General features: G+C 71.4%; 11 protein-coding genes. 6 read left to right on the forward strand and 5 right to left on the reverse strand.

Annotated elements, in window-relative coordinates; genetic code table 11:
- Positions 1–142 precede the first annotated feature (142 nt).
- A complete protein-coding gene (locus G6R24_RS12965; RefSeq protein WP_225438470.1) occupies positions 143–1,450 on the forward strand; it encodes a lipase family protein in 1,308 nt (435 codons plus the stop codon).
- A gap of 1,215 nt (positions 1,451–2,665) precedes the next feature.
- Here G6R24_RS12965 and G6R24_RS12970 read toward each other — a convergent pair.
- Positions 2,666–3,319: a TetR/AcrR family transcriptional regulator gene (locus tag G6R24_RS12970; protein WP_163549509.1), complete on the reverse strand. Its 654-nt coding sequence runs from the start codon at positions 3,317–3,319 to the stop codon at positions 2,666–2,668.
- A 196-nt stretch (positions 3,320–3,515) separates the two neighbouring features.
- Between G6R24_RS12970 and G6R24_RS12975 the strand changes: the two genes are divergently transcribed.
- The 4 genes from G6R24_RS12975 (at position 3,516) to G6R24_RS12990 (ending at position 7,512) form a co-directional block, all read left to right on the forward strand.
- Positions 3,516–3,941: an organic hydroperoxide resistance protein gene (locus G6R24_RS12975; RefSeq protein WP_163549510.1), complete on the forward strand. Its 426-nt coding sequence runs from the start codon at positions 3,516–3,518 to the stop codon at positions 3,939–3,941.
- 285 nt (positions 3,942–4,226) lie between these two features.
- On the forward strand, positions 4,227–5,642 hold the full coding sequence (locus tag G6R24_RS12980) for a glycosyltransferase family 4 protein (RefSeq protein ID WP_163549511.1): 1,416 nt from the start codon (positions 4,227–4,229) through the stop codon (positions 5,640–5,642).
- 9 nt (positions 5,643–5,651) lie between these two features.
- The gene (locus G6R24_RS12985; protein WP_163549512.1) at positions 5,652–6,392 is read left to right on the forward strand and encodes a class I SAM-dependent methyltransferase; all 741 of its coding nucleotides are present in this window, start codon (positions 5,652–5,654) and stop codon (positions 6,390–6,392) included.
- A complete protein-coding gene (locus tag G6R24_RS12990) occupies positions 6,379–7,512 on the forward strand; it encodes a prenyltransferase/squalene oxidase repeat-containing protein (RefSeq protein WP_225438471.1) in 1,134 nt (377 codons plus the stop codon). Before G6R24_RS12985 ends, G6R24_RS12990 begins: the two co-directional genes overlap by 14 nt.
- Here the strand turns inward: G6R24_RS12990 and G6R24_RS12995 are convergent.
- From G6R24_RS12995 to G6R24_RS13010, 4 genes are all read right to left on the reverse strand, one after another.
- On the reverse strand, positions 7,495–8,112 hold the full coding sequence (locus tag G6R24_RS12995) for a class I SAM-dependent methyltransferase (protein ID WP_163549513.1): 618 nt from the start codon (positions 8,110–8,112) through the stop codon (positions 7,495–7,497). The genes G6R24_RS12990 and G6R24_RS12995 overlap by 18 nt on opposite strands.
- 50 nt (positions 8,113–8,162) lie before the next feature.
- Positions 8,163–8,840 carry a peptide deformylase gene (def, locus tag G6R24_RS13000; protein ID WP_163549514.1) on the reverse strand — a complete coding sequence of 226 codons (678 nt, stop codon included), beginning with the start codon at positions 8,838–8,840 and terminating at the stop codon, positions 8,163–8,165.
- Positions 8,841–9,510: 670 nt separating this feature from the next.
- Positions 9,511–9,891, reverse strand: coding sequence for a roadblock/LC7 domain-containing protein (locus G6R24_RS13005; protein ID WP_163549515.1), 381 nt, complete (start codon positions 9,889–9,891; stop codon positions 9,511–9,513).
- A 52-nt stretch (positions 9,892–9,943) separates the two neighbouring features.
- The gene (locus tag G6R24_RS13010) at positions 9,944–10,309 is read right to left on the reverse strand and encodes a roadblock/LC7 domain-containing protein (protein WP_163549516.1); all 366 of its coding nucleotides are present in this window, start codon (positions 10,307–10,309) and stop codon (positions 9,944–9,946) included.
- A gap of 333 nt (positions 10,310–10,642) precedes the next feature.
- On the opposite strand from G6R24_RS13010, the gene G6R24_RS13015 reads away from it, so the two are divergent.
- Positions 10,643–11,593, forward strand: a complete 951-nt coding sequence (locus G6R24_RS13015; RefSeq protein WP_163549517.1) for a hypothetical protein — start codon at positions 10,643–10,645, stop codon at positions 11,591–11,593.
- Positions 11,594–11,661 lie beyond the last annotated feature (68 nt).

Below are 11,661 nucleotides of genomic sequence, written 5' to 3' on the forward strand. Positions count from 1 at the left end.
ACTTCCGATGACCAACCATCCCTCAAACCTCCAAGGGATCATTTAACCTACGGCCATTGGGATCAGGGGTGACACCAAACCCCGCTATCAGCTTGCTGATCGTGAACCATACGCTTATTGTGTGCCTTTTCCGCGACTGCCCGTGAGTGGTGATTCCCCCCGCCGCGGGATGCGGCTGCCACTGATCGTTCTGCTCCTCGGCCTGGTTCCGTTGACCGCCTGTGGACGGCCCGCCGGTGCGAGCCCGGACGGTCCCCCCTCGCCCAGCGGACCCGGGCGGCCAGGAGACCTGGTCGAGCAGACCGAGGTGCGCGGCGCACCACCCGGAATCCGAGCCTGGCGGATCGTCTACCGGTCGCGGACCTTCTCCTCCTCGACAGCGCTGGTGTCCGGTCTGGTCCTCGCCCCGACCGCCCCGGCGATATCCACAGCACCCACGGTGCCCACCGCGAAGACGGTGCCCACAGGTTCGACGGTGACCACGGCAAGCACGGTGACCACGGCGACGGTGACCACGGTGACCACGGCACTGTCCACAGCCACGGCGGTGCCCACCGGTGGGCGTCGGGTGGTGTCGTTCGCGCACGGGACGACCGGGGTCGCCGACTCCTGCGCGCCGTCCGTCGCCGAGCCGCCGCTGGCCGCCGCCGCGTGGACGTTCTCCCTCGTCCGCGCGGGCTATGTGGTCACCCTCACGGACTACGCCGGCCTGGGCACCCCCGGGGAGCACGCCATCTACGTGGCCGGGCCGGAGGGCCGGGCGGCGTTGGACATCGTCCGGGCCGCGCGTGCCATCAGGGCCAGCGGGGCTGGGCGCGACGTCGTCCTCTGGGGTTATTCACAGGGTGGGCAGGCAGCGCTCTCCGCCGGGGCGCAGGCCACCGCTTATGCACCTGACCTGCAAGTTCGTGGGGTGATCGCGACCGCCCCGCTGGCCGATCTGCCCGCATCGCTGACCGCCCTGGAGCACCATTCGGATGGTGTCGCCTACCTGCTGCTCGCGATGATCGGCGCCGCCGACGCTGACCACCGGATCAACCTCAACAGCTACCTGACCCCGAAGGGTCGTCGCCTGCTCGCCATCGCCCGGACCCGCTGCGCGCCGGACCTGCTGGCCGCGAGCAACGGGGTTCCCGTGGGGGCCGCGTTCCGGCAGAACCCGTTGCGTCTGGCCCCGTTCGCGACCGCCTTCGCCCGGCAACGGGACGAGGTCACCCGCCGCATGGCACCGACGCTGATCCTGCAAGGTGACCGCGACACGGTGATCCGCCGCCAGGACACCGACCGCGTCGTGCGCCGCCTGTGCGCCACGGGCACCACCGTGGACTACCGGCGCTATCCACAGGCGAACCACGGCACCGTCCTCGGTGCCTCCATGACCGATCTGACCAGTTGGACCGCCCGCCGTTTCGCACCCCATCCCCTGGCGGTCACCGACATCTGCCCCTGATGTCACCACGATGCTCATCCACAACGTCGACGGTGACCATCCCGGTCGAGACGCCCGGACGCGGTGTCCGTCCACGGCGATCGGGCAATGCGGTCGACAGGACGACGCACCCCGCCTGGTGGTCATCGCCGGGCCGTCCACAGGGCGACCGGCCGGACGCCCGCGACGCTCTCCCCGGACGGACAGCGAGCGCGCTGTCCGCGGTCCCGTCGGCGCTCGGCCACGGTGCCCGCCCGGGAGTCGAGCCCTGTGCACGGGTGATGGTGGCTGCGGGCACGGTGCCCGCCTGAGGACGGGGTCCCCGTACGCGGTCCTGTCGGTGCTCGGCGATGGTGCCCGTCCGGGAGCGGGGCCCTGTGTACGGGGATGGCGGCTGTGGGCGCGGTGCTCGTCATCGGGCAGGGTGCCGGGTGTGGACGCCGGCCCTCGGGCGGCCGGGGTCGAGTCGCGCGGTGCATCCGCGGTTTCACGGTGACCGAGGCGGGGTATCGCCGGGCGGTGCCCCTGTGCGCGCAGCGATGTGCGGCGATGTCACCGGTCGGCCGGTGGAGGGTGGGCACCGTGAAGGCGACGGTGACCGGGCACTGTCAGTGCGGCCGTCGATGCGATGCCCGTGCTGGATCAGGGTGCGGCCCGCCACGGTGACCATCGCCGTGGGTGGTGCCGGTGTGCTGCTGACGGTGACCGCTGAGGGTGAGGGCCACGTCAACGGCCGCGGACGCTGCCCCTGTGCGTGACCTGGGGCTGACCCCATGGTGTCACGGACACCGCCTCCTCGGGGAGCACGCTGCCCCGGTGGGGAGAACGGGCACGGTGGGCCTCCACAGGCGGCGCACCGTGCCCGTGGATGGGCATGGTGTGGTCGGACCGGCGCGCTGTGCACAGCCGGGGTAAGGCGTGGCTGCGAGGCACGGGGCGTCCCGGTGGTCATGGTCAGCCACGGTGCTCGTCCGCGGTGCGGCTCCTCAGGTGAGGGCGAGAGCGACTGGCTGCACCGCTGGGCTCGGCGGTACCCGCGGATGGGCAGGCACGAGCGAGATCGGTGCCTATCGGCGGACGGTGACCGCTCGGCGGCAGTGAGCCATCCACAGTGGCGAGTCCGGCTTGAGCAGCGGCCGGGCGCGGTGACCGTCCAGGGTGAGGGCTCAGCGCGGACGGTGACCCTGTGCGGACGGTGACCCTGTGCGGACGGTGACCCTGCGGGGATGGTGACCGTCAGGGGGCAGGGGGGTGTTCGGGGCGGACGGCGGCGAGGCAGAAGTCGACCAGGCGGCTGTGGAAGGTCTCGTGGTCGAGGGGCTGAGGGGCACCGAAGGCGTGGCGGACCAGCAGCGAACCGAGGAAGGCGCCGGAGGCGAGGTCGGTGTCCAGGTCGGCACGGGCCTCACCGCGGGTCACCGCGTCGTGGAAGGCGTCCTCGATGGCGGCGGCGCAGCGGTCGACCGACTCACGGCGAAACGCGGCGTACATCGCCGGAAATCGGGGCAGTTCGGCCATGCAGCGGCCGAGGATCGACATCCGTGGCTCGGTGAAGACCGCGTCCACCAGGGGGGCGAGTCGCAGGAGGTCACCGCGCAGGGCTCCGGTGCGGGGCGGGACGAGGCCGGCTGCCAGGGTGCCGAGGGCGGCTAGAACGAGGTCGTCCCGGTCGGGCCAGCGCATGTAGATGCCGCGCTTCGCGACTCCGGCGCGGGCGGCGACGCTGTTGACGCTGAACCCGGCGACACCGTTCTCGGCGAGCTCCGCGACGGCGGCGGTCAGCACCCGGGTGTCGATGGTCGCGTCCCGCGGTCGTCCCCGCCGAGGGCGGGATGCCTCGCCGGTTCCGCCCGCTTCAGTGGGATTTGGACTGTCCGTGATGTCCGTCATGTCCGTCACGCTCACCGTGTCTGCCGGGTTTGCCATACCTGCTGCGTGCGACCTGTCCGGACCGGGATTCTCCGGCCGGCCCGGCTCGATGTGGCCTCCATGTGGGCAAGGCTAAGCCGAGGAGGGGTGTGGACGACTTCCTTTTAGGGCACCGCTGTGGTTACTTAAAATCTATCGCGCGACCTATGGAGGCAGCATGACGAACGCGCTCTACTCGGCCACCTCGACCGCCTGGGGTGGCCGGGACGGCCGGGTGGCATCCAGCGACAACCGGCTTGACCTGCAGCTGTCCATGCCCAAGGGGCTCGGTGGGGACGACGGTCCGGGCACGAACCCCGAGCAGCTGTTCGCAACCGGTTACGCGGCATGTTTCCACAGTGCGCTGAAGGCGGTGGCGCGCGGCCGGAAGATCGACGTCAAGGACTCCGCCGTGTCGGTCACCGTGTCACTCGGTCAGGCTGACGGGGGCCTCGGCCTGAGCACGCGGATCGAGGCGCAGGTCCCCGGACTCGACCGCGCCGTCGCGCAGGAGCTGCTCGCGGCTGCCCACGATATGTGCCCGTACTCCCGTGCTACCAGGGGAAACGTGCCGGCCGAGGTCGTTCTCGTCGACGAGGAGTGAAGCTGGCGCGGTGACCGCCCACGGCGATCGCCCGCTTGCCTGTGCGGGGACGGGGCTCCACGCGGGGCACCGTCCCCGTGGGCACCGTCCCGGCCGCGCGCACGGTGCCCACGGCACAACGAAGCCGTGTCAACTCCAACGATCTCCGTCTTTGCACAGCCTGGGAGCAACTGGGCGTCACGTGATTCGGGTGAAGGTCAACCGCGAATGTCCTAGTGTCGAACTGCACCACCCCCTCAACGTCGAGGGACCAGCCATGGCCCGAAACGGACGGAGGGCGCACACTTGCGGATCGCGTTGTTGTCGTACCGGAGCCTGCCCACCTGCGGTGGCCAGGGGGTGTACGTCCGACATCTGTCCCGCGAACTGGTCGCCCTCGGCCATCACGTGCAGGTGGTCAGCGGACCGCCATACCCGGTGCTCGACCCTGGCGTCGAGCTGACCGAGCTGCCCAGCCTCGATCTCTACGGCGAGGCGGACCCGTTCCGCTGGCCGAAGGCGGCCGAGCTGCGCTCGCTACCCGACGCCGTCGAGGTCGCGATGATGCGCACCGGTCAGTTCTCCGAACCCCTGTCGTTCAGCCTGCGCGCCTACCAGGCGCTGCGGCCACGCGCTGCCAGTGGGCGGCCACCGTTCGACATCATCCACGACAACCAGGGGCTGGGTTACGGCCTGCTGGCGCTGCGGTCGGCGCTGCGTCCCCACCGGATCCCCGTCGTGAGCACCGTGCACCACCCGATCACGGTGGACCGCCGGCTCAGCCTGGAGGCGACATCCGGCTGGAAGGCCCGCACCGGTATCCGCCGGTGGTACTCGTTCCTGCCGATGCAGGCACGGGTGGCCCGCGGGCTGGACGGGATCGTCATCCCGTCCGAGAGCTCGCGCCGCGAGATCATCACGGACATGGCGCTGCCCACCGAGCGCATGCACACGGTGCCCCTGGGAGTGGACTCGGACATCTTCACCCCGGCGCCCGCCGGGGCGTCGCCGGTACCCGGCCGAATCGTGGTCGTGACCAGCGCCGATGTGCCGCTCAAGGGGCTCGGGGTGCTGTTGGAGGCACTCGCCGCGCTGCGCCGCGAGCGGCCGCTGGCCCACCTGATCTGCGTCGGGAAGGTCCGCGAGGGTGGCCAGGCCCAGCGCCGGGTCGCCGAACTGGGCCTGGCGGACGCGGTGACCTTCCGTTCCGGCGTGCCGGAGCTGGAGCTCGTCGACCTGCTGCGCTCCGCCGAGGTCGCGGTCGTTCCCTCGCTGTACGAGGGCTTCAGCCTGCCGGCTGTCGAGGAGCTGTCCTGCGGGATCGCGCTGGTCGCGACGACCGCGGGCGCGCTGCCCGAGGTGGCCGGGCCGGACGGTGAGGCGGCGTTGCTCGTCCCACCCGGTGACCCGGTGGCGTTGGCCGGCGCGATCCGCCGGCTGCTCGACGACCCTGACCTGCGGGCCCGGATGGGTGCCGCCGGCCGCCGCCGGGTGGAGCAGCGTTTCTCCTGGCGCGCGGCGAGTGCTGCCACCGCGGCCTGGTACGCCGAGCGGATCGCCGCCGTGGGCGGCACCCCGACCTCGCCCTATCCCGGTGCGACCTGGTCGTGGATACCGCAACCCACGCCAGCCACGGGCACCGTCTCGTCCACAGGTTCGACGGTGCCCACCGGCGCCACCTCCTCGGCGACGGTGACCGGGCCGTCCGCGCCGGCGAACTGACCGGCCGCCATGCTCACCGTTGACTTCGACCGTTTTCCCGTGCCCGAGGGCACCCGACTGCTCGACCTGGGCTGCGGCGGTGGACGGCACACCTTCGAGGCGTTCCGCCGCGGCGCGCAGGTGATCGCGCTGGACTACTCCTTCTCGGATATCCGGGACGTCCAGGCGATGCTCGGCGCGATGACCCTGGAGGGGCAGGCGCCACCGGCGGGACGATCCGCCGTGGTGCGCGGCGACGCGCTGGCTCTGCCGTTCGCGGACGACACGTTCGACCGGGTCATCGCCGCGGAGATCCTCGAACATCTTCCCGCGGACACCGCGGCGATGGCCGAGATCGCCCGGGTGGTGCGTCCGGGCGGGTGGATCGCGGTCACCGTGCCCAACCGGCTGCCCGAGAAGGTCTGTTGGAGCCTGTCCTCGGCCTACCACACGGTGCCCGGCGGGCATGTGCGCATCTACCGGCGCTCCGAGCTGCGGGAAAGACTGATGAAGGTCGGTCTCGAACCGGTCGACACGCATTTCGCCCATGCGCTGCACTCGCCGTACTGGTGGCTGCGGTGTCTTGTCGGTGTCCATGACGACGACCATCCGGCGACGCGGCTTTACCACCGGATGCTGGTGTGGGACATGATGCGCAGGCCTCGCGTCACGCAGCTCGCCGAGCGGGTCCTCAACCCGGTGCTCGGCAAGAGCATCGTGCTCTACCTGCGTAAACAGTCAACCCAGGAGGCCACTCGTGCGGTCCGTTGAGTCTGCTCCGGTGCTGGATTCCGAGGCGCTCACCGCGACCGCGAAGGCGATCGCCGCCGTCCAGGAAGCCGATGGTGCGATCCCCTGGTACCCGGGTGGGCACACCGACGCCTGGGACCATCTGGAGTGCGCGATGGCGCTCGACCTGTGCGGTCAGGTCGACGCCGCCGACGCGGCCTGGGACTGGCTGTGCCGCAACCAGCGGGCCGACGGTTCGTGGGCGACGAGCTACCTCGGGGGCGCGGTCCGGGAGGACTTCGTCGACAGCAACCAGTGTGCCTACGTCGCCGCCGCGGCCCTGCATCGGTGGCTGCTGTTCGGCGACGAGGAGTTCGTCACCGGGATCTGGCCGGTGGTCCGCCGCGCCCTCGACTTCGTGGCCGCGCTGCAGGCCCCCACCGGGCAGATCTGGTGGGCCCGGTCCGCCGATGGTGCCCACTACCCCGAGGCGCTGCTCACCGGCTGTTCCAGCACCCTCCACAGCCTGCGCTGCGGGATGGCCCTGGCCGCCGTCATCGACGAGATCGGCAGCGACGGCGGTAAGGGCGGCGGCGGCCGCGGCAGCGAGAGTGGTCGGGGGCGGGCCGCCGAGGCCTCGGCACGCTGGGGGCGGGCCGCCGACGACCTGCACCACGCGCTGCTCGCCCATCCCGAGTACTTCCTGCCCAAGGACCGCTGGTCGATGGACTGGTACTACCCGGTCCTCGGCGGTGCGCTGCGTGGGTCCGCCGGCCAGGCCCGGCTGGCGTCGCGGTGGGACACGTTCGTCGTGACCGGTCTCGGCGCCCGCTGCGTCGCAGACGAGCCGTGGGTCACCGGGGCCGAGACCTGCGAACTCGCGATCGCCCTGCACATGGTGGGTGAGACCGAGTCGGCGCGGCGGCTGGTCACCGACATGCAGTGCCTGCGCCACGCCGGCGGCGGCTACTGGACCGGCTGGCAGTTCGCCGATGAGGTGTTCTGGCCGGTCGAGCAGTCCACCTGGACGGGCGCGGCGGTGATCCTCGCCGTGGACACGCTGGCCGGCGGGGTCACCGAGCAGCTGTTCCGCGGCGATGACCTGCCGGCGACCGCCCTGACCGCGCGCACCTGCGGCTGCCAGTCACAGGACGCGGCGTAGCGTCCGCAGCGAACCGGTCCGCGACTGCTCCTCGAAGCCCTCGGCCAGGGCGCGCAGCAGGACGTGGTACGGCGCCTGGCCACCGTCGGCCGGGTCCGGGAACACATCGTGGATGAGCAGTGCCCCACCGGGCACGACATGCCCGACCCACGCCTCGTAGTCGGCCTGGGCCTGCGCCTCGGTGTGCCCGCCGTCGAGGAACAGCAGGGCGACCGGCGTCGACCACCATCGCCCGACCTGCTCGGAGCGGCCGACGACCGCGGTGACCACGTCCTCGACCTGGGCGTTCTCGAGGGTTCGGCGTAGATGGGGCAGCGTGTCCATCCGGCCGGTGCGGGGGTCGACCAGTGAGCTGTCGTGGTACTCCCAGCCTGGCTGGTTCTCCTCCGACCCACGATGATGGTCGACGGTGACCACCGTGGCACCGGCGGCCCGCGCACCCGCGGCCAGGTAGAGCGTGGACTTGCCGCAGTACGTGCCGACCTCGCAGATCAGCCCGCCGGCCGGCACCTGGGCGGCCGCCCGGTGCAACGCCGCCCCCTCGTCGGGGGGCATGAAACCCGTCGCCGCCTCGGCCAGCTCCCGCAACGCCGTGTCCACCGCGTACTCCTCAGATCGACCGAACCCCTGCCAGCATCGGCGGTTCCAACCTAGCCGGCCGGCTGGCGGGCCGCCGCCCGCTCGGCCCGACGGGCGAAGATCTCGTCGCGGACCTCCTCCATCTCCTTGAGGACCTTGCGCCGCCCACGGCTGGAGAGTCGGTCGATGTAGAGGCTTCCGTTGAGGTGGTCCGTCTCGTGCTGCAGGCAGCGGGCGAAGTAGCCGGTGCCCTCCAGGCGCAGCGGCGCGCCGGTCTGGTCCTGGCCGCGCACGACGGCCCGTTCGAGGCGGGCGACCTCCTGCGACGCGCCGGGCACCGACAGGCAGCCCTCGTCGCTCTTGACGAGGCGCCGCTCGGTCGGGTCGGGCTCCTCGAGCACCGGGTTGGCGATGTGCCCCACATGGCGGACGCCGTCGTCGTCGGTGCAGTCATAGACGAACAGGGAGGCATCGACGTCGATCTGGTTGGCGGCGAGCCCCACGCCCTCGGCGACGTACATCGAGGCGAACATGTCGTCGATGAGCGCGGCGAGTTCCGGTGTGCCGAACTCGGTGATCGGCTGGCAGGGCCGGTGCAGGATCGGCTCGCCGACCACGGTGATCCGCCGGGGATTGCCACGCGCCGTCTCCGGGGGCAGCACCGGATAGCTCTCGACCGGTTCCCCCAGCACGCGGACCCGCGGGTCCGGATCCTGATCCGCGTGGTTGTGGCGAGTACGCGAGGCCATGGCGACCTTCTCCCTTCGTCCGACCGGACGTTCGCGCCGGCGGTCGGCGCCGTGCGGCCGGGCCAGCTCGGACGCCCGGGTGGCGGTCGTTTCGGGCCGCCATCGATCCTGCGCCGTGCAGTGAGATAAGCCTATGAGCTTGGCAGAACACCGGAGGGCAGGTGCGACGGCCCGGGCTCCGTGCCGGCCCCGCGCCCACGCCCGCGGCCTCGGCCTCGGCGCTGCTGCGCCCACCAGGCCGCGAACTCCTGCTCGGCCCGGCGCTGCCGATCATCCCGGCACGGCGGGCACTGGGTGTCCTGCGCGGGACGCTGACCGCAGGTGGCACACATCGGCTTGGCCCGTGCCGACCCGGCGCCGCGCACCATCTCGGCGTGGACCTCCTCCACCGTGCGCCGACAGTAGCAGCCCACCGAAAGAGACGTGCATGTCACCCAGGGAGAAAGATCGCCCGATCCATGATGCTCCGACCACTCATGGTCGCAGATCGAGCACGTGGACACGGACGTATTCGAGCACACCAACTGATCCACAGCCCTCAGTTGTCCACAGCCCTCGGACGTTGACCGTGGACGAGCACCCTGCCCGTCCACAGCCAGCCGTGCCGTGCTCAGGCGGCGAACGCCGTGCTCAGGCGGCGAACGCCGTGCTCAGGCGGCGAACGCCGTGCTCAGGCGGCGAACGCCGCGTCGATCCGGCGCACGGTGCCCCTCGAGCGCAGGTGCAGGATCTCCAGATCGAGCCCCTCATCGCCCAGGACGACGAGCAGCCGCGCCGCACCCACGGCGTAGACGACCGCATGGCCCTGCTGGCACCGGATGACCACCCCGTCCAGCGGACCGAGCCCGACCTCCTGGCCGGTCGATCTGCCAAGGCCCAGGGCGGCGGCCGCCATCGCGGCGATCACCTCGGGCCGGGTGCCCTCGGCGTCCGCGCAGAACAGCAGACCGTCGGCCGCGGCGACGACGGTGCCGGTCACACCGGGGACCTGCGCGCGCAGGCCGTGCAGTTCGGTCAGTACCGCGTCAGTGATCGTGATTGCGGTGATCATCGAGGCCTCCTTCCAGGCGTCCGTCGGCGACAGCCACGGACGGGCGGGTCACTCAGAGGTCGAGTGCACGGGCGATGAGCCGCAGGCTGTGCCGGGCGAGCGCGAGATTCGCGCGGGACCGATCCAGCACCAGGTAGAGGAACAGCGGACTGTCCGCCCGCTCGAGCAACCGGACAAGGTGATACTGCCGGTCAAGGCTGACGAGGATGTCCTCGATCCCGTCCCGGACGCCCAGCACGTCCAGAGCGCGACGCATTGACCGCACCACCTCCGTGTTCCCGGCCGACGCCGTTTCCAGGTCGAACTCCCGGCTGCCGCCGGCGGAACCGAGCATCATTCCGCTCTCCGCGTCGACCAGTGAAACACCGACCGCGCCGTCCACCTGCATGGCTTCCTTGAGCGCGGTCTCAATGTCCATAACCGTGTTCTCCTCAACCCGATGACCGGAGGATGTAATTCCTTCGCCAGTTTCGGCGATAACATGACACAGACCGCCGGCATATCGTGTGGACACAACGACCGTACCGTTGCCCGATCAGCCTGTCACACCAGGGATATCACCATGGACGATGAGACGGACACCATTCGGGGTTACATTTCCCCGACGAACGATCGACCCCGAACGGAGGCCATCGGCCTGCCGACCCGCCGCCCCGTCCCGCTCCGGGCATCGGCTCCGGAACCCGGTCCTGCATCGGCATCAGGTCCGGCATCGGGTCAGCGTTCGGGCGTCATCGGCGGCGCGGAGTGGTTGCTGACCGCCCTGGTCGGCGGCGCCGACGACGCGTTCACCGGCAGTCTGGACGTGCGCGGGGCCGCCAGCGGCCGGGTGACCTTCCAGGACGGGCTGATCATCGACGCCGGCACGTCCGCGGCGCCGGGGGTGGAGTCGGTGCTCCTGCGCTCCGGACGGGTCACGGCGCAGCAGTGGACCGCGGTGCACACCGCGGGGGCAGCGATCGGCCAGGTGCCCGCCCTACTGGTCGAACGTGGCCTGCTGGGGCGTGCGGGCGTACAGATCCTGGCCCGGATCACCGTGATGGACGCGCTGTTCGCCCTGGCCAGCTCCGCACCCACCGCGGTGGCCCGCCAGCCGGCGCGGCCCGGCGCCGTGGCCGTACCGGCGCTGCTGCCCGCGCGGCCGGGGATCGACGCCAGGTGGGCGGTACGTGAGACCGCCCGGCGGCTGGCCGTCGCCGACCAGTGGAGCACCCAGTTCGGTCTGACCGCGCGGTCCCGGCCGCGGCCGGCGTCCGGTGCGGCCCGCATGCCGACAGCCGCACCGCAGGTCAGCCTGCTCGCGTGGATGGATGGCCGGCGGACCGGTCGCGACCTCGCCTTCGCGTTGGGCCGCGGAATCTATCCCGTCCTGACCGATCTCGCATTTCTCATCCAGCGGGGCTGGATCGAGCTGGCACCCCCGCAGGGGCATCCCCCGGCGGACGTTCCCACGCGGATGGCCCGACCGCGCTCGACGCCCGCCGACCCCTCGGCGCCCCGCCCCTACGGTGACCGTTTCCACCGGGCGCCGGCCACGGCCGACACCGCGCTCTCAGATCATGCGCCGAGACGCCGCTACGAGATTCTGGTCGACAGCCCGCTACCCCGCCCCCCGATTTCCACCGCGGCCAGAATCGCCGAACAGCGGCATCGGCCAGCCGTGGATACGTCGCACCGCCCTGGTCAGGTGGAGGCCACCTGACCAGGGCGACCGAAACAGCACCTGTTTCCTACGGAACCATGGCCAGCCGCCCGGGAACAACGGGCTCG

The organism is Candidatus Frankia nodulisporulans (genome assembly GCF_902806475.1).
GTDB classification, from domain to species: Bacteria; Actinomycetota; Actinomycetes; order Frankiales; family Frankiaceae; genus Frankia; species Frankia umida.

Bases quoted from the DNA above. Each gene is read 5' to 3' on its own strand.
- G6R24_RS13005 (WP_163549515.1), bottom strand. From the start codon at position 9,891: ATGATCACCGCAATCACGATCACTGACGCGGTACTGACCGAACTGCAC.
- G6R24_RS12985 (WP_163549512.1), top strand. From the start codon at position 5,652: ATGCTCACCGTTGACTTCGACCGTTTTCCCGTGCCCGAGGGCACCCGA.
- G6R24_RS12970 (WP_163549509.1), bottom strand. From the start codon at position 3,319: ATGACGGACATCACGGACAGTCCAAATCCCACTGAAGCGGGCGGAACC.
- G6R24_RS12975 (WP_163549510.1), top strand. From the start codon at position 3,516: ATGACGAACGCGCTCTACTCGGCCACCTCGACCGCCTGGGGTGGCCGG.
- G6R24_RS13010 (WP_163549516.1), bottom strand. From the start codon at position 10,309: ATGGACATTGAGACCGCGCTCAAGGAAGCCATGCAGGTGGACGGCGCG.
- def (WP_163549514.1), bottom strand. From the start codon at position 8,840: ATGGCCTCGCGTACTCGCCACAACCACGCGGATCAGGATCCGGACCCG.